Annotated in this window: 21 protein-coding genes and 1 pseudogene; 11 read left to right on the top strand and 11 right to left on the bottom strand. The window is 54.9% G+C overall.

What is annotated here, in order from left to right:
• The first annotated feature begins 48 nt into the window (after positions 1 to 48).
• Positions 49 to 1176, top strand: coding sequence for a tRNA guanosine(34) transglycosylase Tgt (gene tgt / locus SYN7336_RS09370; RefSeq protein ID WP_038025842.1), 1128 nt, complete (start codon positions 49 to 51; stop codon positions 1174 to 1176).
• A 330-nt stretch (positions 1177 to 1506) separates the two neighbouring features.
• Complete coding sequence (locus tag SYN7336_RS25180) at positions 1507 to 2157, top strand: pentapeptide repeat-containing protein (RefSeq protein WP_017325676.1); 651 nt, start codon at positions 1507 to 1509, stop codon at positions 2155 to 2157.
• Between the two features lie 20 nt (positions 2158 to 2177).
• Here the strand turns inward: SYN7336_RS25180 and SYN7336_RS09355 are convergent, their stop codons facing one another.
• Positions 2178 to 3614 carry a TIGR03279 family radical SAM protein gene (locus SYN7336_RS09355; RefSeq protein ID WP_017325675.1) on the bottom strand — a complete coding sequence of 479 codons (1437 nt, stop codon included), beginning with the start codon at positions 3612 to 3614 and terminating at the stop codon, positions 2178 to 2180.
• Positions 3615 to 4657: 1043 nt separating this feature from the next.
• Here SYN7336_RS09355 and SYN7336_RS32955 point away from each other — a divergent pair.
• Complete coding sequence (locus SYN7336_RS32955; RefSeq protein ID WP_017325672.1) at positions 4658 to 4891, top strand: helix-turn-helix domain-containing protein; 234 nt, start codon at positions 4658 to 4660, stop codon at positions 4889 to 4891.
• Between the two features lie 243 nt (positions 4892 to 5134).
• Here SYN7336_RS32955 and SYN7336_RS09335 read toward each other — a convergent pair whose 3' ends face one another.
• Positions 5135 to 5992 (bottom strand): PhzF family phenazine biosynthesis protein, encoded by an 858-nt coding sequence (locus SYN7336_RS09335; protein WP_017325671.1) that lies wholly within the window; start codon positions 5990 to 5992, stop codon positions 5135 to 5137.
• Positions 5993 to 6199: 207 nt separating this feature from the next.
• On the opposite strand from SYN7336_RS09335, the gene SYN7336_RS09330 reads away from it, so the two are divergent.
• Positions 6200 to 7246, top strand: a complete 1047-nt coding sequence (locus SYN7336_RS09330) for a DUF4351 domain-containing protein (RefSeq protein ID WP_017325670.1) — start codon at positions 6200 to 6202, stop codon at positions 7244 to 7246.
• Between the two features lie 188 nt (positions 7247 to 7434).
• On the top strand, positions 7435 to 8121 hold the full coding sequence (locus tag SYN7336_RS09325) for a sulfotransferase family 2 domain-containing protein (protein WP_162139100.1): 687 nt from the start codon (positions 7435 to 7437) through the stop codon (positions 8119 to 8121).
• A 50-nt stretch (positions 8122 to 8171) separates the two neighbouring features.
• On the opposite strand, the gene SYN7336_RS09320 is transcribed toward SYN7336_RS09325, so the two are convergent.
• Positions 8172 to 9377, bottom strand: a complete 1206-nt coding sequence (locus SYN7336_RS09320) for a mannosyltransferase family protein (protein ID WP_051039793.1) — start codon at positions 9375 to 9377, stop codon at positions 8172 to 8174.
• Positions 9378 to 9512: 135 nt separating this feature from the next.
• Between SYN7336_RS09320 and SYN7336_RS09315 the strand changes: the two genes are divergently transcribed.
• Entirely contained in the window at positions 9513 to 10361 is an 849-nt protein-coding gene (locus SYN7336_RS09315; protein WP_017325667.1) for a PolC-type DNA polymerase III, read from the top strand.
• 30 nt (positions 10362 to 10391) lie between these two features.
• On the opposite strand, the gene SYN7336_RS09310 is transcribed toward SYN7336_RS09315, so the two are convergent.
• Positions 10392 to 10742 (bottom strand): Rieske (2Fe-2S) protein, encoded by a 351-nt coding sequence (locus tag SYN7336_RS09310; protein ID WP_017325666.1) that lies wholly within the window; start codon positions 10740 to 10742, stop codon positions 10392 to 10394.
• A 95-nt stretch (positions 10743 to 10837) separates the two neighbouring features.
• Positions 10838 to 11392, bottom strand: coding sequence for a 16S rRNA (guanine(966)-N(2))-methyltransferase RsmD (rsmD, locus tag SYN7336_RS09305; protein ID WP_017325665.1), 555 nt, complete (start codon positions 11390 to 11392; stop codon positions 10838 to 10840).
• Between the two features lie 89 nt (positions 11393 to 11481).
• Between rsmD and SYN7336_RS09300 the strand changes: the two genes are divergently transcribed.
• The 4 genes from SYN7336_RS09300 (at position 11482) to SYN7336_RS09285 (ending at position 13744) form a co-directional block, all read left to right on the top strand.
• Positions 11482 to 12201, top strand: coding sequence for an NnrU family protein (locus SYN7336_RS09300; RefSeq protein WP_017325664.1), 720 nt, complete (start codon positions 11482 to 11484; stop codon positions 12199 to 12201).
• A 254-nt stretch (positions 12202 to 12455) separates the two neighbouring features.
• The gene (locus SYN7336_RS25170) at positions 12456 to 12662 is read left to right on the top strand and encodes a hypothetical protein (protein ID WP_017325663.1); all 207 of its coding nucleotides are present in this window, start codon (positions 12456 to 12458) and stop codon (positions 12660 to 12662) included.
• Between the two features lie 94 nt (positions 12663 to 12756).
• Positions 12757 to 13206 carry a nucleoside-diphosphate kinase gene (ndk, locus tag SYN7336_RS09290; protein ID WP_017325662.1) on the top strand — a complete coding sequence of 150 codons (450 nt, stop codon included), beginning with the start codon at positions 12757 to 12759 and terminating at the stop codon, positions 13204 to 13206.
• A 55-nt stretch (positions 13207 to 13261) separates the two neighbouring features.
• The gene (locus SYN7336_RS09285; protein WP_156820094.1) at positions 13262 to 13744 is read left to right on the top strand and encodes a hypothetical protein; all 483 of its coding nucleotides are present in this window, start codon (positions 13262 to 13264) and stop codon (positions 13742 to 13744) included.
• Between the two features lie 192 nt (positions 13745 to 13936).
• Here the strand turns inward: SYN7336_RS09285 and SYN7336_RS32675 are convergent, their stop codons facing one another.
• Together SYN7336_RS32675 and SYN7336_RS32225 are read right to left on the bottom strand one after the other, a co-directional pair.
• Entirely contained in the window at positions 13937 to 14059 is a 123-nt protein-coding gene (locus SYN7336_RS32675; RefSeq protein WP_255346735.1) for a hypothetical protein, read from the bottom strand.
• Positions 14055 to 14360, bottom strand: a pseudogene (locus SYN7336_RS32225) (Uma2 family endonuclease); the annotation flags it as partial. The gene SYN7336_RS32675 and the pseudogene SYN7336_RS32225, both read right to left, overlap by 5 nt.
• Before the next feature lie 344 nt (positions 14361 to 14704).
• Between SYN7336_RS32225 and SYN7336_RS09270 the strand changes: the two are divergent.
• Complete coding sequence (locus tag SYN7336_RS09270; protein WP_017325659.1) at positions 14705 to 14905, top strand: hypothetical protein; 201 nt, start codon at positions 14705 to 14707, stop codon at positions 14903 to 14905.
• 39 nt (positions 14906 to 14944) lie between these two features.
• Here the strand turns inward: SYN7336_RS09270 and SYN7336_RS09265 are convergent, their stop codons facing one another.
• The 4 genes from SYN7336_RS09265 to SYN7336_RS09245 all read right to left on the bottom strand — a co-directional run bounded on the left by SYN7336_RS09265 (position 14945) and on the right by SYN7336_RS09245 (position 20916).
• Positions 14945 to 16435: a tetratricopeptide repeat protein gene (locus SYN7336_RS09265; protein ID WP_017325658.1), complete on the bottom strand. Its 1491-nt coding sequence runs from the start codon at positions 16433 to 16435 to the stop codon at positions 14945 to 14947.
• The gene (locus tag SYN7336_RS09260; RefSeq protein ID WP_017325657.1) at positions 16419 to 18680 is read right to left on the bottom strand and encodes a hypothetical protein; all 2262 of its coding nucleotides are present in this window, start codon (positions 18678 to 18680) and stop codon (positions 16419 to 16421) included. The genes SYN7336_RS09265 and SYN7336_RS09260 overlap by 17 nt, the downstream gene beginning before the upstream one ends.
• Before the next feature lie 215 nt (positions 18681 to 18895).
• On the bottom strand, positions 18896 to 20095 hold the full coding sequence (locus tag SYN7336_RS25165; RefSeq protein WP_083885684.1) for a polysaccharide biosynthesis/export family protein: 1200 nt from the start codon (positions 20093 to 20095) through the stop codon (positions 18896 to 18898).
• Between the two features lie 137 nt (positions 20096 to 20232).
• Entirely contained in the window at positions 20233 to 20916 is a 684-nt protein-coding gene (locus tag SYN7336_RS09245) for a hypothetical protein (RefSeq protein ID WP_017325654.1), read from the bottom strand.
• Positions 20917 to 20953: the final 37 nt, after the last annotated feature.

The following is a 20953-nucleotide window of genomic DNA, read 5'->3' as shown; positions in this document are numbered from 1 at the left end:
TGACATCTCCTTCGTTTTCCTCCCATTCGCGAACCCGAGCCAACGCCTTTGACTGCTGTTACCTTTACCTGCGAAGCCCAGTGTCTTCAGACCCACGCTCGTGCTGGAGTCGTGCATACCCCCCACGGCGATATTCCCACCCCCTGCTTTATGCCGGTGGGCACCCTCGCTAATGTCAAAACCCTGACCCCCGAGCAGGTGAAATCGGCAGGGGCCTATATCATTCTGAGCAATACCTATCACCTACACCTGCAGCCGGGGGAGGAGATTGTGCGGGAGGCGGGCGGCCTGCATCAATTTATGCATTGGGATGGCCCCATTCTGACCGACTCGGGTGGCTTTCAGGTGTTTAGTTTGAGCGAGATGCGATCGCTCGACGAGGATGGCGTCACTTTTCGATCGCCCCGCGATGGCAGCAGGATTCGATTCACGCCTGAAAAGGCGATCGCCATCCAAAATGCCCTCGGCTCGGACATCATCATGGCCTTTGACGAGTGCCCCCCCTACCCCGCCACCTACGAGGCGGTGGAGAGCGCCGTGCGGCGAACGACGGCTTGGCTGGAGCGCTGCCTCTGCGCCCACCAGCGATCGCAGGAGCAAGCGCTGTTTGGCATTGTGCAGGGGGGTGTCTATCCCGAATTGCGGCAGCGATCGGCCCGCCAGTTGTGCGAATTTGATTTACCCGGCTACGCGATCGGGGGGGTGAGTGTGGGGGAACCGCCCGAGGCGATCGAGGCGATCGTGCAGGCCACTGCGCCCCTACTCCCCAGCGATCGCCCTCGCTATCTGATGGGGGTGGGCACCCACCGAGAAATGGTGGGTGCCGTGGCGGGGGGCATCGATCTGTTCGATTGCGTCATCCCCACGCGCTGGGCTCGCCACGGTACGGTGGTGGTGCGGGGACAGCGATGGAACATTAAAAACACTCCTTTCCGCCGCGACTATCGCCCCCTCGATCCCGATTGCAGTTGCTATACCTGCCAACACTTTAGCCGTGCGTATTTATGTCACTTAATTCGGGCGAAGGAACTGTTGGGCTACACGCTTCTGGCCATTCATAACATTGCCGAGCTGATGTCGTTTACAGCCCAGATGAGGGTCGCAATTCTGGCGAATCAGTTTACCCGAGATTGGCAGCCAAGCTCGTATCGATCTTTTGACGGGCTGAGTGTTTAAAGGACGGGGATCGGTTGTTTTATCAGCTATATGGCGATCCCCACCCGCCCTTTAGGTCTGCGAAAGTGCTGTTACTGTTTCAAATAATTGAGATATTGTGGCATTTATCCAGTCTTCCCATAGGCTATGGATACTGGTTCGGCTGACCGCCCCCGGCTCAGCTCTCGAAATCAGTTTTTGCCTTGCCTGCGACAATCGCCGACTCGTGGGTCTCTGCCCTCGGGGCTGGCAAAAAGAGGTCAGTCTCTTCTGTTGAGTAGAGGCGATCTCCTGCACTCCTAGCAATGCCTTCGCTATACACCTACGCTTCAGTTGATTCAAGGGGCTGATATGTTTCAAACCGACTCTCAACATCTAACGAACTCTGCAGCAGAGCTTTTAGAACGCTACGCAGAGGGGGAACGAGAATTTGTGGGGATGCTGTTGGAGCGAGCACAACTGAGTCGGGCGAATTTAGCCCAAATCAACCTGAAACGGGCCGATCTGAGTGGGGCGCTGATGAGCGGGGCACAACTGATGGGCTCCGATTTGAGTGGGGCGCAATTGATGGGGGCCAATTTGAGTGGCGCGCACCTACAGGGGGCTAACTTAGCGGAGAGTTATCTGAGCGGGGCCAATTTGTGGCGGGTGCAGTTATGTGGAGCCAATTTGACGCGGGCGTTGATGGTGGCAACTTATCTGTTGCGGGCTGACTTGCGCGGGGCCACGTTGGGGCGGGCGAATTTGAATCGCAGCAATCTGTCGCAAGCCTATTTAGAGCGGGCAAATTTGCGGGCGGCTACCCTCAGGCATACCTGTTTGGAGCGGGCTTTATTGGAACGAGCCGATTTGCGGGAGGCCGATCTGACCGCCGCCAATCTCAGTTTTGCCCAACTGCAATATGCGGATCTGCGCGGAGCGATTTACGATCGCCAAACCCGCTTCGGACCCCATTTCGATCCCGCAGCCGCAGGCATGGTGCTGCAGTCCTCTGACGCTTAGCGACTTGCCCTGTTGGGAGCTCATTTGGATGAGCGGACGATCGCTCCGGCGGGCAGACCCGTCCTCAGGTTCGAGATCGCATCCGCCAGATCTCGGACCCCACCTCCAACCGTCACGATCTCGACCTGAAGCTGTTGGGCGAGATCCTCTAGGGCGAGATCGTCCAAAAAGGTCTGGCTGTTCTTGAGGGTGACGGAGGGCAACAACAGCACATCGCCACATCCGCCGGGAATGTCTCGCAGGGCCGACAGAATATCTCCTCCGGTGAGCAGCCCCGTGACGGTGAGCTCTTGCCCCCAAAACTGACTGGCGATCGCCAGCATGCGAAAGTCGAGATTTTCGACCTGATTGAATCGGGCCGCGATCGGCTCGAAGACCCTCTCAACCGAGTTCCCCACCACCCATGTCACCTGCAGGGGCTGTGGGAGGCGATCGGGCAACTGCGCTGCTGCGCTTTCGAAATCCTGCAGAAACTGGCGAATTGAACCCACCCCATTGCCAATTTGGGGATAGTCTTCGTAATGCTCTGGCGGGGGTAAATCGCGACCGGCAATCAGATACCACTCGTCAGCCAGCCAAGCAAAGGTCGTACCCAGCTCTGCCCTAAATTGCGCTTGCAGCGCTTCTACTCGGGCGATGACTGCAATGGCTCGATCGCGACTGACAGGCGAGATCTCATCTTCTGAGGGGCGAAAGCGGGTTAAGCCCACTGGTACGACAGCAGCAGAGAGGACGGTAGGAACGTCAGCAGAGAATTCATCAGCAGAGAATTTATTGATAGCTTCCACTCTTTCTGCAGGGATCGCCCGATGAAACGAGGCTAGGTCGAGCAGGGTGCGGGTCAAGTGCTCGCCATCGTTCCAGCCGGGGCACAGCACCACTTGAGCGTGAATTTGCAACTGCTGTTGGCGAAACCACTCCAATTGCTCCAGAATCTGGGCTGCGCGCGGGTTTTTGAGCAGCCGAGCGCGAAGGTCGGGTTCGGTGGCATGAACGGAGACGTATAGGGGGGATAGGCGCAGGCGGGCAATCCGCTCCCATTCCGGCTGGGGCAAATTGGTTAGGGTGAGATAACTGCCGTAAAGAAAGCTGAGGCGGTAGTCATCATCTTTGAGATGCAGTGTGGCTCGCATTTCGGGGGGTTGTTGGTCGATGAAGCAAAAGGGACAGGCATTGTTGCACTGGATCAACCCGTCGAACAGAGCGGTCTCGAACTCCAAGCCCAAATCGTCGTCCCAGTCTTTTTCGAGCTCGACCCGATGGCGATCGCCTTTGGCATCTAAGACTTCCAATTCCAGATATTCGTCGGCGATCGCAAATTGGTAGTCGATCAAATCCCGCAATTCCTGACCGTTTACAGACACCAAGCGATCGCCGACCTCAAATCCCAGCTCGGCGGCGATTGAATCGGGCAGGACGCGGCTAATGCGGGCAGGGGCGATCGTGGAGCGAGACATGGTTATAGAAAGTAGTCGCAAGCATGGAATTAAAGCTGAGGAAGCTGTCTGAGAATTCCATCACCTGCAACCTAGCACCTGCTCCTACCGATTGAAACCGATTGCCGCAGATTGCGATCCCAACCACATCGCTGCATTCGCCCCCGATGGAGCTTGGCGTCTTGCAGAAGAGAATCCGAGCAGTCTAGAACCCTTGGCTGACGGCTTTGTAGTGCCTCGAGTCATTGACTCGCGATTTCTAAGTAAAAAGCACAATATGCTTCTACGCAAATTTACTGAATAAGGCTGACATTTGAAACAATCGAAGACTGTGGCCTGAATGGCATTTTTCCTGACAATGTTTTGACATCTACATAAATCTATTGACTATGGCTTTGTCACACTCAAAGGATATTTTACTTTCTATCTTATCTTCATAAAAAAACAGTCTTAAACCTTACATTATCATGGCAAGCCCAGAAGACTTCGTCAAAAAAGCACAGTATGAAGCTCCTTGCCAGCAAGCGCTTGGGCCAGCATGTCTCTCAATATCTTATTTAGGTCGACAGAGAGAAGACATCAAATCTGCTTTGAGCGAGACCAGTCATACATAAGCAAAATTGCGCAGCAGACCGAGGTAAATAGCACGATAGAAGGCAAAATCATTAAGTGAAGTTGCTAGCTGATGTCTGTGATAGTGAAAATTCATTAGAATTGAGGTTCGAGGTGAGAGAGCTATCCGAGGGGGCCATCCTCCTCCGCTCAGGAAATGTTCGTGACAATTTAAATCGATTTCCGAGACTAAAACAATTTCCTTTGATTTGAATTCCTCTAACATGATGCGATCGAGCAATTCGATCCCCACTGCCATGTAAAAATCGAAACATGTCCTGCGCAAACTTGTCTGGCAAGATGATGAGCAATCGGCAAAACTCAATCGGCGAGATAAGCGGTTCTTGCTTGCTATCGTTACAGCATTACCTAAACCGTTTACTATAGTTTAAGCGGCAGTAAAGATTTGGCTCACTTCTTACCTTTAACCCTATCGAATATAGTTGAAAGTTATGCATAGAGAGGACATCAAGGCCGCCTTGAGAAAGGCTGGCTATACCCTAAGCGAAATTGCCCGGGAGTTTGATGTAACTCCCACCACAGTCAGCAAAATCGTCAAGGGTAGTTGCAGAAGTCGCAGGATTGAAGCTGCTATCGCAGAAAAATTGCAGGTCCCGATCGAGGAAGTCTTTCCCGAAAAGTATGCGGACCTGCACAAGAGCAGATCGTTTCCCTGCAGAAGTTAAATTAATACCCTAATAGTTGACTTCTCTGCAGACAGTAACTGCTTTAGCTCGCAGAATGAGCTCGGAATCGGTATGTCCGCGCGTATTTAAAGATCGGTCGGCAAGATGAAAAATGAGTCCGAGCATTAGTCCATGGATTAATCCGGGCTAACGGCTGGGTGGTGTGTGAAGAACTGTCTCTTACACGATCGGTGATGTGGCAAGCGAGCCAGTCAAAGCATTTCTTCACACTAGCCATACGAGTTACTTTGACGATCGCGCTAGCAACTCGCCCCGCAGAACTGTGACAGCTCGACCGCGAAGGGAAACGCGATCGCCTAAATTGCGCACCTCGACCACTCCTCCTCGGGGCGAGGCTTGGTAAGCCACAAACTCCGATTGTCCCAGTTTGGCCTGCCAGTAAGGTCCCAGGCTGCTGTGGGCGGAACCGGTGACAGGATCTTCGTCAATCCCGGCTGCGGGGGCGAAGTAGCGGGACAGGATGGCGTATTCGGGGCGATCGGAGCGGCAGGTGACGATGGTGCCCAGTTTGGGCAGTTGGGCCAGCAGAGCAAAATTGGGTTGGAGCGATCGCAAGCGGTCGGCAGATTCGATCTCGACACAGTAATTGACAGCATCTGCCGAAACGGCGATCGCCTCTACTCCCAACGCCTCCAGTAACGCTGGCGGGGGATCGATGGGCGTCACTGGCTTGGCCGGAAAATTTAATTCGATCCAATCCCCTGCCAACCGTGCAGTCAGTACCCCGACGCGGGTGTGAAAGCGCGCTTCGTTCTCCCGAGGCAGATGCCCTTCCGACCACAATACGTGGGCGCTGGCGAGGGTGGCATGACCGCAAAAGTCCACCTCGATCGCGGGGGTGAACCAGCGCAAACCGAACTCTCCCGCGCAGGGCACCACAAATGCCGTTTCGGACAGATTCATCTCGGCGGCCACCTGCTGCATCCACTCGTCGCTAGCAGCTTCAGCCATGACGCAGATGGCGGCGGGGTTACCGGCAAAGGGGCGATCGGTAAAGGCGTCCACTTGAATGACAGATTGCGGCATCTCTGGCGATCGCTCCCAAACGAATTGAGGGTCGAAACTGGGCAATTCTCGCATATCTCACCTCAAGAGTAGAATGCAGGGATGAAATCGGCCAGAATCTAATCGGAGTTAGGCGATTTCCAGCTCAGAAGTTACCGGGCGATCGAGCTCTGTCAGTGCAGTTCGCGATCGCCGCTGGCAGATTGCGAGAGCCCATCAGCAGCCTCGACCTTACCCTAGCGGTACTCTAGAGTGAGTCAGACGTTGTGGTTCGCCCGAGACATGACCTCACCCCGAGCAGACTTCGATACCCCCTGGAAGGAGATGCTGGAGCTCTATTTTGAGCCCTGCCTCCGGCTCTTCTTCCCCGCCGCTCAGGCCCAAATCGACTGGTCGCGTCCCTACGAGTTTCTCGACAAAGAGCTCCAGCAGATCGCCCGCGATGCCGAATTGGGCCGTCGTTATGCGGACAAACTGGTGCGGGTTTGGCTGCTGGACGGACGGGACCTGTGGATTCTCATTCATGTGGAAGTGCAGGGCCAGAGAGATGACTCTTTCCCCGAGCGCATGTATATCTACAACACCCGCATTGCCGAGCGCTACGGTCGCCCCGTGGCGAGTTTAGCCATCCTCTGCGACACCAGTCCCAACTGGCAGCCCAGCGAGTTTGTGCGCGAGGTCTTGGGCTGTCGCCTGGAATTCCGCTTTCTCACAGCAAAGTTGCTAGGCTACAAGCAGCGCTGGGCCGAATTGGAGGCCAGCAGCAATCCGTTTGCAACCGTTGCGATGGCTCACCTGCAGGCGCAGGCCACTCGTGGGGACGAGCGCGATCGCCTGCAGTGGAAACTGCGGTTGATTCGGCGGCTGTACGAACGGGGCTTCGAGCGCGAGGATATCATCCAGCTCTTTCACTTCATCGATTGGGTGATGGCATTGCCGGAGGAGTTGGAGCAAGAGGTTTGGGAGGAGATTCAAGCTTACGAGCGGGAGCAGAGGATGCCTTACATCAGCAGTGTGGAAAGAATCGGTCTGGCCAAAGGGCTCGAACAAGGGCTCGAACAGGGGCTCGAACGAGGGCTCGAACGAGGGCTCGAACGAGGGCTCGAACGAGGGCTCGAACAAGGGCTCGAACAGGGGCGACAACAAGAAGCGCTCCGTATGCTACTGCGTTTAATGGAACGTCGGTTTGGCCCGATTCCGCATCCATTTCAGACTCAACTTCAGGAACTGACCGTAGTGCAGCTAGAGGAGTTACTCGATACAGCTCTAACCGTTGCCTCACTCAAACAACTGGCCGAATCCTTGACCCAAAGGTTCTCCGAACGGTAAATTCTGATGGAGAAAATGCCCTATTGGAAGCTCTAATGCTCTCTGCGCCTCTAACACAAGCTGACCGATCGCTATAGAGAGGGGAGCGACGGCCAGAAACCTCTATGTTTCGCTAAGTTCCCCTTTCTCCAATTTTGCGGGAAAGGGTTAACTGTCCAAAGCATTCATTCAAGTGAAGGGTCGAGATGATGAAGGAATTCCTGAGACGCACTCATCGTGTAACGGATTTAGCCTATGGTTATTTCCAAATAGCGAGGCAGGGATTTTGGTTTATTGACATCCCCAGAACATCTTCTACCAGTATTCGTGCGGAACTCGGAAAGCGCTTTGGCAAAACTCATGGAAAGATCAATACTGACAAAGGATATGCTACCCAACAAATATTTGAAGATCACTTAACTGCTCGGGAAATGAGAAAGCGATTGGGAGGATTTTTATGGAAAAAAATTTTCACATTCTCAATCGTCCGCAATCCTTGGGATAGGACTTTATCAATGTATTTCTTTAGGTTGAAGAGAGGTACAATTCCCAGTGAATGGACCTTTCGCGATTATGCGATCGCTTTGACGAGCTCTTCTCCCGAGAGCGATCTTTTTAAGTACCATGCTTCTCGATATGGCTTATCCGACTACGTTACGGGAGATGATAGCGAGATTATAGTTGACTATATCGGTCGTTTTGAAAATAGAGAAACTCTCAAAGTAATTGCAGATCGCCTAAAATTTAAAGAATTAGGTATATTGTCGATCCAGAGCGCATCGCCAAAAGGAAAGCACTATTCAGAATTTTATAATGAAGAAATTCGCGATATGGTTGGCAGATTTTACAGCAAGGATATCGAGCTGTTTGGCTATAATTTTGAAGTTAAGTCGTAGTATTCGATGTTTTGAGCTCGAAAAGTTTGTGAGAAATACGAGTCTTGCACTTACGCTACCCACTGCTCTTGCGCAAACCGAATCGAAAACATGACCAATAGGATCGCAAAAAAGCTAAACACAGCATAGCCCCAGCGGCGATGGCGGCTCAACCACTCGCCCACCGCGATCGTCAGGGGCACAATCCCGTACATATATCGTTCTGCCGATGTCGCCTGCCCGGAAGCGAGAATAATGGCAACACTAAACGCGGCATAGGCAAACGACAATAGGCCCAACTGCTTGCGCGCCAGCCACAACACCACGATCCCCCCCACAATCATGAGGGTATTAATCAATGGATCGCCCGCAATCAACCAAGCTGCTACAAACAAAACAAACAAGATGCTGCCCGCTCGACCCTCTCCGATCGCCTTGCGCCTGCGCCACAAGACAGCAGAGACCAGACAGACGATCGCCATCCCGACAGGGTAGAGGGGATCGGCAAACATTCCTCGCTCCACATTCACAGGGCCGACTGTGACTTGGCCGAACAACACGAGCCAATCGGCAACATTGATTCCGCGAGTGCGTTCCCACAACTGGTGCTGGACGCTGATAAACGCCAGTGGATCTGAAAACGCCACCCAACAATAGATCGTGTAGGCGAGCAGTCCGAAGCTGGCCAGAAGTCCGGCAATATAGGCCCACTTCGATCTCCGCTCTCTCCAAGCCACTAGCCAAAAAGAGGCAATTAAGGCAATGCCCAAAATTCTCGTCAAACTGGCCAAAGCACCCCATAGGGCGGATTGCAGGTAACGTTTGCGATCGAAGGTGGAGAGTGCGGCGGTACTGAAGAGCAGAAAGACCCCTTCGGTATAAATGACCGTGCCAAAAATGGAAAACGGACACCAGACCAACACAGCCGTGACCCAACGGGCAACCGCTATGCTGTAGCGCTCTGCCATCCAACGATAGAGACAGATCGCTGCCCCGAGAAAGGCCAAACTATTAACCACGACCCCCGCAGGGATATAGGGCATGCCGAGACTGGCGATCGCCCGCAACAGTCCGGGAAATAGGGGAAAGAAAGCCACATTGCCACCGGGCGAGCCATCGTTATTGATGTAGCCGTTTCGGGCGAGATCGATATATTGGGGACTGTCCCAGGCATGAAACACGTTCCAGCCGTAGGCAATACTGTCATCTGGGGAAGAGATTGCAGGAACGAGGACGAGCATAACCAGACAGATCGCGGCCCGACTCAACCCCCACATCGCAAATGGGAATAGCAACTGAGGATAACCTACATGACTTCGCGTGTGTCTATCAGTATTACAGGTCAACGTTTCGGCAGGCGATCGCCCCACGACCATAAAATAAAGTGCCGTCCCCTTTATTCCCAATCGAGCGTGTCTAAAACATCCGATCGCCAATCCCCCCCACTCCTCTCCACCGAACTGCTGGCCCACTACCGGCAAGTCAGCACCCAACCCCTCACCGTCATTGACGTTGAAACCACGGGTTCCAATAGCGATCGCCACCGCGTCATCGAAATTTCACTTCTGCAGGGGTCTCTTGACAGCGGCATCCGCCACCAGCAAACCCACCTGATTAATCCCAGCGTTTCTGTCCCCGATCGCATTGCCGAATTCACCGGCATTACCACCTCTGCGATCGCTGACGCCGCTCCCCCCGAAACCATTTGGCCCACCTACCTACCGCTGCTCTCCCAAAACGTCCTCACCGCCCACCATCTCGCCTTCGATTACGCCTTCGTTCGCTCGGAACTGCAGCGACTCGACACCCCCTTCCTGCGCCCGCCCCAATACCAATGCTGCACCGTCGAACTCTCGCGCCTACTCCTCTCTCACCTACCCTCCCGACGCTTGCCCGCCCTCGTGCGCCACTTCCAATTCCCGATCTCCACCTCTCATCGTGCTGCAGCCGATACCCTGGCTTGCTGGCTGCTAGCCAAACGCCTCCTGCACGAAGTGCGATCTGAAGCAGATGACACTCTACTAGAACGCTTTGGCCGTCAATCTCTCACCCTCAACGCCGCCGCCAGAGTCTTGCAATGCTCCCCTGCACGAGCGAGCCAAGCCCTCCAGCAAGCAAACATTCAGCCCCTCTATATCAGTCGCACGGGTACGGCATTTTATCTGCGGCAGTCCGTAGAGCAAGTGTATTGGGAGAGACGCGATCGCCAGCTACAGTTGCCCCTGCAAGCAGGAGAGGAGGCCGAAACCTCCTCCCACTAACCTCCCAATTTGCCGGATCGCATTGAGAGACTAAACCTCAACCCAGATGCTGCCTTCTTCGACTTTGGTGGGATAAGTTGGCAGAGGCTTTTCGGTGGAGATTTTCCCTAACAGCGAACCCACTACCGGCGGAAAGGGAGTCCATGTTTTGGGCTCGCCGGTTTTGAGGTCGAAGGCACTGCGGTGAAAGGGACAGACCAGCGCCCCATCATCAGTGAGTTTCCCCCGACGCAGGGGCAATTTCATGTGGGGACACTTGCTGCCGACCGCATAAAAATCGCCATTGTAGTTGACGACGAGGACGGGACCGCCCTCGGTTGCGACCACCTTGCGATCGCCTTGTGCTAACTCATCTTGGGACAGAACTTTAATCCAACTCATATTCATACCCTTGCGGACAGAGACTGCAGTTGATTGGGCTGCACCCCCATATTGACGCTAAAACCCCCAATTCTCTCGCTCGAACGCGATTTCGTTCAGTCGCCAGTGGCGAGATGGTAAATGGCGATCGCGGTCTGGCCGTAGGTACGGCGATCGCAGACCTGCAAGTTTCCAATTGCATCGGGCAGATCTCTGGAGGCGGCATGTTCGGCAGCGAGTTCGCCCTTGGGGGCTAAGAGGCGAAGGCGATCGATGCGTTCGAGCACGGGCAGATACAGATCGCTGGCGTAAGGGGGATCGAAGTAAATACAGTCAAACGGCTCGCCTCGACCCAATCGCTCCAGCACCCGCCGCACGTCCCCTCGCAGCACTCGTACAATTTGGTCTTCGTGCGCAATTCGCTGCCAATTGTGTCGGATCGTCTGGCAGGCCACTTTCGATTGCTCCACCCCAACGGCGATCGACGCCCCGCGTCCCAATGCCTCGGCTCCCATCGCCCCCACCCCCGCGCACAAATCCAGCCAACGACAGCCCGCCACGCGATCGCGCCAGAGATGAAAGACAGCCTCTCGCACGCGACTGGATGTGGGACGGGTATCTCGTCCTGCTAGAGTTTTGAGAGGGCGATTGCCGTAGACTCTGATGGCCACTGTCGGAATGGAAAGACTAATTCATGGAAAGACTGATTCCAGCCTAGCGGTGACAGCGCCTCGCTCGTCGAATTTCTCCCCATCGCAGCATGACTGATTCTTTTGCTTGGCTGACTCCTTCCCATTGGATTGTGATGGGCATGATGTTGGTTTTTGTCACAGTGCATAGTGGTTTGGCGGCATTGCGACCCTGGGGAGAGGAGAGGATTGGAGCGCGAGCGTATCGAGTTCTATTTGCTCTGGCAAGTTTGCCGCTGGCGACGATCTTAATTATTTATTTCTTCAACCATCGCTACGACGGCGCACAGTTGTGGATGGTGCAAGGGGTACAGGGGGTTAAAGCGACGGTATGGATTCTCTCGTCCATTTCGTTTATCTTCCTGTATCCTGCAACGTTCAATTTGTTGGAAATTGCGGCCGTGCAAGAACCTCAAGTTCACCTATACGAAACTGGCATTATCCGCATCACCCGACATCCCCAAATGGTGGGTCAAGTGATTTGGTGTGCGGCCCACACCCTATGGATTGGCTCGACTTTTGCCATCGTGACGTCATTGGGGTTGATCGCTCACCATCTCTTTGCCGTGTGGCACGGCGATCGCCGTCTCGAAGCTCGCTATGGGGATGTGTTTTTAAAAGTGAAAGAGAGAACGTCAGTGGTGCCGTTTTTGGCGATCGCCAGAGGCTATCAGCGCTTCAATGCAGCCGAGTTTGTCAAACCCGCCTACGCGGGAGTCGTCTTATTTATCGGCCTGCTCTGGTGGGGACATCCCTGGCTGATGGAGGTTACAGCTAAAGTCCCTTGGTAAGTCTCCAATCCCGACGGTCTCTGGTTTGCTGCTGCAGGACCGAGGCGAATTGCCGTTGCAATTGACAATAAGCCAAAATAAAAATACATCTTTGAGGCAACTCTGAAGACATTGACGACTTTTGCCCCCCTTTAGCTGTGTAACGGGAAGAATAGAAGAACGAGAATCACTCGAATTGGCCAGGATAGGACTGGTTCCACGGTTGTCCCAATGGGCTGTTGCTCGCCAACGGTCATGTCTGAAGTGTGTGAGGAATGTTTGTGATGTTATGCGATGCCTGCCAGCGCCGCTCGCGCTGTCTGCCCAATTTGTTTGCAAAACAAGATCCCCAGTTACAGCAAATGCTCGAACGCTTGCAATCCTGCGAGATGCGGGTTGTAGCCGTTAAAACCGCACGTAGAAGCCGAGATACCGATTCACTCCGCTCGACGAGCGCCCAGCAGGCAAAGACTCAATCTTAACCCTAGCCTCAGCAGTAACCGAGTGAATTTGTGGGGCTGAGGGCGATCGCCTGCGTGGTAGATTTGTAACGGTTTTTTCTGGGACAGGACAGCTGTGGAACGTACTTTTTTGGCGATCAAACCCGATGGTGTGCAGCGAAAGCTAGTGGGCACGATTATTCAGCGGTTTGAGACCAAAGGCTTTCAGCTAGTGGGTCTGAAGATGTTGGTGGTGAGCCGCGAGTTGGCCGAAGAGCATTATGGCGAACACAAAGAGCGCCCCTTCTTTAGCGGCCTAGTGGAGTTCATCACCTCTGGTCCCGTTGTGGCAATGGTGTGGGAAGGCAAGGGGGTTGTGGCTGCGGCCCGCAAGACGATTGGGAAGACCAATCCTCTCGATTCGGAGCCCGGTACAATTCGCGGCGATTACGGTATCGATATCGGTCGCAACATTATTCACGGCTCCGATGCTCCCGAGACTGCCCAGCGGGAAATTGCTTTGTGGTTTAAGCCCGAGGAACTCGCCAGTTGGGACGCTACGTTAGGAGCTTGGATTTACGAGTAAGGTAGAGAGTTACAGATTCCTACAACCTATAGGTGTCGTTTCAAATCTCAAAATGATGGTTCTCAAACCGTGGTGGCAAAGGGTGGGGTGGCTAGCACTGGCGATCGCCCTGACTGCGATCGATGGCTCGGTCGTGTTTGCACAGGAAGGAGCGGCAATGGTGGCAGATGTGCTGAACGTCAGCGTTTCGGGCAATCCCGGTAGCTACACGTTCTCTGTAACCATTGCCAGCCCCGATACAGGCTGCGATCGCTATGCCGATTGGTGGGAGGTGTTAACGCCAGAAGGAGAATTGCTGTACCGACGGGTCTTGTTACACAGCCACGTCAGCGAGCAGCCGTTTGCGCGCTCCGGCGGCCCCGTTGCCATTGCAGGCGATCGCGAAGTTTTAGTCAGAGCCCACATGCACCCCGATGGCTACGGCGGACAGGCAATGCGCGGCACTTCCGAGTCGGAATGGGAAGCCGTGGAAAGTGCTGCTGAATTTGCGGCAGTTCTGGAAAAACAGCCCCCATTGCCGCAAAACTGTGCATTTTAAGGAGATGGTCGGTATTCTCACCGAAAAAATATAAGCTTGAGCGATACCGAGATAGGTTTGTCCGTGTTTCCTCTGGATCGAGAGGCGATCGATTGCGGCATTATTAGGTTTAGTGATTTGCAATCTCCTAAAATTTCAATTGAGCGGTTTGCAGCCGCTCTTTTTTTGTGCTGAATCCAGTCTTGGCAAACGCTAGAGCTGGTCTGGATCGATACCGAGCGATCGCAATTTGTCGGCCAATTGCTGCGATCTCAGTTCTGCCTCTGCCGATCTCTGCTGCGCCACGCGCGCCTCTTGCTGTGCTTGCTCTGCCATAGCGCTCGTAAAACTCCCACTTGCGGCGCATCTCTGCCGGTCGATTGCCCGGGGATAAAATTTCGAATACGACCTGTGGTGCAATACCATCTTCTTTCCACTGCCTGTAAGAGCCGCGATCGCCCTTGGGCCGCCCGAAAGCCAGCATGACATCAGGGGCTTGGCGCAGGCGATTGTTGCCCTCGACCGGATATCAGAGCAGGTCCCCTGCGACGAATACATTGGGATCTTCAGCAAACAGTTCGTCTAAATTCTGCTGAATGGTGACAATCCAGCGAAATTGTTTGGTATTGTCGGCCATGGGCTTGCTGTCGCTATCGGGATAGACGACTTCAGCAATCGATTGAGATTTTGCTGGAGAAACCACGGTCGATGCTTTGCGGGTGCATCCCTACTATAGCGAGCTTAACAGTGGAGGGCGCTTGCGGGCCTGCTGTGCCTTTTTGGGGCACAGTTCCGTCTCTGGAAAAAGAAACATTAAGTAAAGCTGTTAATTCACAATTCTCTCGCAACTTTTTTGCTTTACTCGGCACTGTGAGGAGAAGCCCGAGTTATCTGTCAGACGATCGAAGACATTCAGCCCAGAAAGTGTATCGCAAAGTTGGGCTGTGTCGTTCGAGCCTTCGAAATTTTAGGAATGCTGCTATGACTCCCGCTCAAAAGTTTTGTTCCCGTATGGCCGAGACAGTTGAAGCTTGGTCCGATCGCCGCGAAGTCGCGACTCAATTGCGATCGCTCTGCCCCGATCCAGCCTCGCAGTTAATGGCCGATATCTTGGGCCTCGAAGCACCCGAGGCAGTGCAGCGTTGCGTGTCGATCCTCGATCGCATGCCCAGATCGCGATAGCGAGATCCCTACCTTCAAACCTGCCGGGAGTATTTCGGCTTAACGGTCTACTTCTTGTAAGGGCTCGGGCAGTTGAAGCCTCTGGAGATTTATCAGCTCTTCATTGAGTTGTCGAACGGTTGCCAGCGTGGGGGCGTTGTCCATCGCCTGTTTGAGGTAGCTATTGGCGCGATCGCGATCGCCCAAATGAGCGTAGGTGAGGGCGAGATTGCGCTGGGCTTGCCAGTATTGCGGATTCAGCTCTAGGGCTCGATAGAAACTGTCGAGGGCTTTAGAGAGGCTTCCTACGGCGAGTAAGGCAGCTCCGAAGTTGTTATGGGTCACCGGCAGGCTGGGGGCCGCTTCCACAGCGGCTTGACCGGCGCTCAGGGCTAGCGCGTAGCGATCCTGTCGAAGATAGGTTTCGGCTAGGTTGGCCGAGGCGAGCGCGAGTGCCTGATTGTCTGGGTCTGCGACTTCGGTTTCGCCAGAGGATTCAATCACATCGAAGAGGGTAAGGGGGCGAGTGGCGGTAGAGGTGACGGGGTTTCCACGAGCCTGTTCTGCCGCCGCTTGGAATTGAGCGATCGCCTCATCCAAATTGCCCTGCTCAGCGGCGATCGCACCCGCATCGACGGTCCATATTGCCGGAGGAGCTGCGCTGTCTGCTAAATTGTCCGCATTGCGCTCCTGCAATAAAAAAGCTCGCCGCAGGGATGCTTCCGCCAGATCGAGCATATCCAGCTCGGTGGCAATGCGGGCCAGCACGACAAAATCGGTGGGGTTTGCCCAAGTCTCGGGCAGTCGGCCCAGCAGTTGGATGGCCGAGCGATTGCCCCCCGTTTTGGCTAGGGCCAAGCCCGCTTCAGATACATAGAGTCCAAACGCCGGATCGAGGCTGGCGGCCCGTTCGAACAGGCGAATGGCTTCCCGTCCGTTGCCCGCCTGCCAGTTGGCGATCGCCGCTCGGTAGCTGACCAATGCACTGGAGTCCGATCGCAAATACATGCCATAGGCTGCAGCCGAGTCCTGCCAGCGCTGGAATTTTTCGAATACCAAACCGCGATACAGATTGAGCTGCGGATCGGTCACCCCCACCTGTTGGGCCTGTGCGAGCACGTCCAGAGCCTCCGACCAGCGCTGCTCGATCGCCAGCAGCACCGTCAAATTCCCGTAAGCCTGTGCAAAATTGGGGTCGAGCTCCAATGCTTGACGGTAGGCGGCAACCGCAGCGGGTACATCCCCCACCTGTCGTAGCGCCACCCCCAAGTTGTTATACAGCGATGCTTGCTCTGGGGATATTTCAATTGCCCGTCGGTAGAGCCCGACCGCTGTCTGCCAGTCTTCTGCCGCTGCCGCCTCCACTGCCTCCTGCAAAATTTGGGGGAGCGAGGCTTGTGCGGTGGCGGCTAGGGGATGAACTGTCCAGATGGCGATCGCCAGGAGACTCCCGATGGCTGTCCGGGCGACACGAACTTGCCAATCGCCCTCGACTGAAGTGCAGGTATCTGTCTGCGATCGCATCGCCCCCTGACTATTTAAAGTGGCCATCCTTGACCTCCGCGTGGGTACTGGGTTCGGGGGAGATATTGGTTTGGAAAGCTCCATTGTCCTCGCTATTTTCGAAGTCGGGCTCGATTTCCTGCTGGCGATCGCCCTCTGTCGAGTCGGGCTCGACTTCAAATTCGCTAGGGACTGCCGAACGTTCGAGATCTTCTCTCGGAGGGGACGTGCGGGTGGGCAGGCCGTTCAGAATGCTCACTCGTGCCCCCACCCGAGTGTCTCCATCCGGCAGCGCCGTCAGCCCCTGCAAGCCATACTCCCCAGCACTATTGGTAAAGAAGAGATCCAGGGCATATAGCGTATTTGCGGTGGGGAACAATTGTCTCACCCCAACCGAATAGAGGATGGCGCGTCCGTCAAAACTGGCGAAACTTCCCCTCGCAGACCCACTTTCTAGCTGATTGTCCCCTTGTACGATCGCTGTACCGCTGCCAAATAGCTGAGTACTCTTCGCCACCCGCCAAGCTAAACCCGCCTCTACCCCAGCCACGGTATCGAAGGCTGCCGAATCGCCGCTGCCCGCCTGTACGGGGAGCGAGGTCTGCGGCGTCACCACGATATCCACTCGATCGTTAAAGAGGGGTAAGGTAATCGGGATCTCGCCATAAACCCCTATGGCTGGATCGCCGAAAAAGTCTTCTAGCCCTGCCGTCAGTGCTGCTGTAATCCCCCTGGTACCCTCGAGAGGATTTTCGCCGCGATCGGGCAGAAGGGCATATCGGAAGAACAGACTTCCCTGCTGCTCGAATTGGTCCGTTCCATTGCTGGAAAAATTGGCGGCAATCTCTAGATCGTCCAACAGGCCATATCTCACTGTGGGCGCAACGCGGCCAGGAGTCCCACCTACCACCTCGTACAGCACGCTATCGATGGGCAAGGTGGCACTCGGCAAGCCAGTGGCGTTGGCTAAATAGACCGAGGGTTCGGGGTAGCGATTGCGATTTTCGAGCGGATAATTTTGACCGAAGTCAGGCAAATAGGAAAACTCCACCCCGACGATCGTCTCGTTATCTGGCTGTACCAGTAAGTTGGACGGTGCAGCAGTGGTTGGGCCAAACCGATTGGTCAGAAATATATCTAGGGCTGTGCGGCTATTGGGGGTCCAACGAACGCCTGCGTGGAAGACAGGACGGGCAACGAACAGCGAGTCATCGCCATTGTCGGCAGAGTTCTCGCCACTCACAATGACGGTGTAATCGGCAGCTACTTTTAAAAAGGAATTGAGCGCGATATCGAGCCCTACCCCGAAACCCACAACCGTACCGAAATAATCTAGGCGATCGCCATCCAACCCAATTCCCACGTCCTGCAAATCAGCTAGGTCGCCACTGGCTGCGAGAGTTTCGGGAAAGAAGCTCACTTGCGGATTGAAATGGAAGCGGGCGAGATCTCCCAACTGCAAGCTTGCGGGCAGTGCCACGCTGGCGAATGGAGCTCGAGCCTCCGCCTCCACCCGGCTGGAGGTGCCCCCCGGAGAAAAAGCAACGTCTCGTCCGAGACCGAATTCCACTCCTACCACAGGTGCAAAACTGATGAAATCATTGGCATAAGCCTGCCATTTCACCTGAGCCGAAACGCTTTCGTAGGTCAGCCCCAATTCCGACCCAGCGCCCACGAGATCGGGGAATTCGATATCCTCGTGGGTGGCGATATCGAAGCTGAGCTGAACCGTATCGAGGGCTCCGTAGTCAGCTCCGAAGTGCAGGTCGCAACTGCGATCGCGGTCTTCGCAATCGTCAAAGACTTTAAGGCCCGCCCTCAAGACCAGCTCGTTTTGTTGCAGCGTACTGCCCGTCTCGAAGCCAAATAATCGATAGGGGGGCCGCTCCAGTGGCGAAAAATTGTTGGTGCGAAAGTCGGCAAAAATAAAGTTCTCGGTTGCTTCGAGTAGATCTGCAAATTCTGGAAAGGGCACCAGACTGTCTAACTGTAAAGGGGCAACAATATCAGCCGCATCCAGTGTGCCGAAAAACGGAGTGGGCTGTAATAGCTGCGTACTGGTTTGTAAATCGGCAGCGGTGCCAGTATTCGATAGCGAATCCGCGCGATCGCCCGCCAAAGCTCCTGCAGGTCGTTCGGCGGGCACTTGTGCCCATATTCCGAGCTGCTCTCCCCCCTCTACTGTCGGTAATTCGCTGGCATTAGCAGACATAGAGCCTAACGATACAATCGCCAGTCCCCATCCCCAGTGTCCTCCAACCTTGCGATCGCCCATCTTATTGCGGACATCCACCTCAACACACCTCAGTTCCTCAATCGCTTATCCCATCGATTTACAGAACCTCACCATCACTCGCAGCAGCATATTGCTCTTCCTCTGGCTGACAAGCCCTAGTGTGCCTCAGTCGCCCAATCGAGCAGCCAGCCAAAACCCGACGATCCTGGCTAAAGCCCACTGTATGTGCTGTTCGAAAGCTTGGCAAAACCTCGCGATCGCCTCAGAACAGCTCAGTTATCTTCATCGAATGTTTCTTGGATGCTTCGAACGGTACCGAAAATGGTCAGCACGGGTTGGAACGGCGACGATAGCGTTGCCAATCCATCCGTAAAGAGTGCCAAGCCAGACTTGCCCACAATCACCACATCCGAATTTTGCAGTGTGGGATTGGACTCGTCGTTCACACTCGCCAGAATATCGATGGGTATCTCTAAGCGAGAGACGGTGCCGTTCGGATCCAACCGCAAAATGCCAACAGTATTTTGATTGGCTCTGGGGGGTAAAAAACCTCCTGCGGCAAAAATTGCCTGATTGAGAGGAGTGTTGGCAGGTAGGGTTAACCCTCCTGGAGACCGCACTTCCCCCATCACCCGCACATTGATTTGAGCGGGTGCCAAGGTCGATCCGTTAATGGCAAACACCTCGTCGTCCGGCACATCCACGGCTGTGGGCACAAAAATCGTATCCCCATCCAGCAGCACGATATCGGACGAGTCATCCCCTGCCGAGATCAAATCCCACAAGTTGACATCGAACAGTTGCTCGCCGCCATCGTTCAGGGGCCGCCGCACCTGAATGTTGCGGATATCTGCTTGACCTGTCACTCCTCCTGCTGTCTGTAACAAGGCCGTCACCTTCGGTGCCAAAGGAACTGTTTCCAATACATAGGGACCGGGCCGCTCGATTTCGCCGATCGCATTCACGCGAGTCGGACGGGGAGCGGTCAGAATGACATTGACAATTGGATTGTTGAGAAAAGCCGAGTAGCGGGAAGCAAGTTTGTCAGAGGCTTCAGCCAGTGTCAGGCCCTGCAGCGAAACACTTCCCAATAAAGCTAAGGTGACAGTGCCATCCACCAAAATCTGCTGCGGACCGCTAAACTCCGGCACGTTAAAGATATTTATGCTGATGTTGTCTCCAGGTCCGAGCCGAAAGAGCCCCACATCTGGTTCCACCTCCACATCCAGCCTAGGAATTATCCCTAGCTCGTCCCCCGTTGTCGGCAGGCCGTTCCCAGGATCGCTCAGGGGCGGACCGATACCCGCAGGTTCTGCCGATTCCACCGGCACCGCCGGAAGGAGATCTGTGGTTGTCTGGGCGGATGGAGCACTGGTCCATCCCGTTGCTATCGCAGTCAGCGTCCCTGCCAGCAAGGATGCAATGCAGCGTTGTGCGGTTGTGGCAGGCGATCGCGCCTTTTGACTACTCACGACTGTTTGCTCCTAGCACTCTTTCACTCCTCACCCTCCCTCAGCCCGCTCGGGACATTGAGACGGATTTGTTAATGATGTTACTGCCTTTCCTAGGGGACAGGCCATCCTGCTCGAATACACATCTCGGGAATCAGTTAGGAGCCGGTCGCTTCATTCCTTGGTAATTGTTGGCGGAGTTCGAGTGCTCGCGCGATTTCCAGTTGCTCTAGCTGAGTTTCGAGCCAAGCGGTTTTATCCCGACTCAATTGCTCGATCGCCTGCAGTTCCAGTTGGTGGCGATCGAGGGTGGCGCGAGCCGTATCGAACTGCTCGCAGGCTGCCTGTAGTGCTGATTGACTATCCAGCCGAGCCGCTTCTGCCCGATTGAAGGCATGTAGGTGCCTGAGCTGCTGTAATTGCTTGTGCCACGCAGTCAATTTGCTCTGCTGGAGATCGAGGGTTTGACGCACGGCATCCACTTGGCGTTCTGCGGTCTCTACCATTTGTTTCAACTGCGGCAATTGCTCGTCCAGTTGGCGCAGGCGGGCCATGACGGTTTTTGCCGCTGCTCGATCGCCCAACTGCAGCACTCGATCTATTTCCCGCTCGCAGGTTTGCATCTCGCGCGCCCTATCCACATAGTATTGAGCTGCCTGTTCGTAAGCTGCCGCCTGATCTCGAGCGGCGCGATGCAGTTGCGCGACAGACTGTTTGAGGTTGCGATAGGATGCCGCCGCCGCCGCGATCGCCCGCTGGCTTTCGCGCACCTTTGCCGCCGCATTCGAAGGGGGGGGTGGCCCAATCCTCCCCCCCAGCAATCGGTCGATCCACTGACGCATAGAGCGATCGCCTCTCAATCCCTACGCTGATTGACAC

This window comes from Synechococcus sp. PCC 7336, assembly GCF_000332275.1.
In the GTDB taxonomy this organism is placed as follows: Bacteria; Cyanobacteriota; Cyanobacteriia; order Thermostichales; family PCC-7336; genus PCC-7336.
Note: the sequence above shows the minus strand (reverse complement) of the source record. Positions and strands in the feature narration are given on the sequence as shown.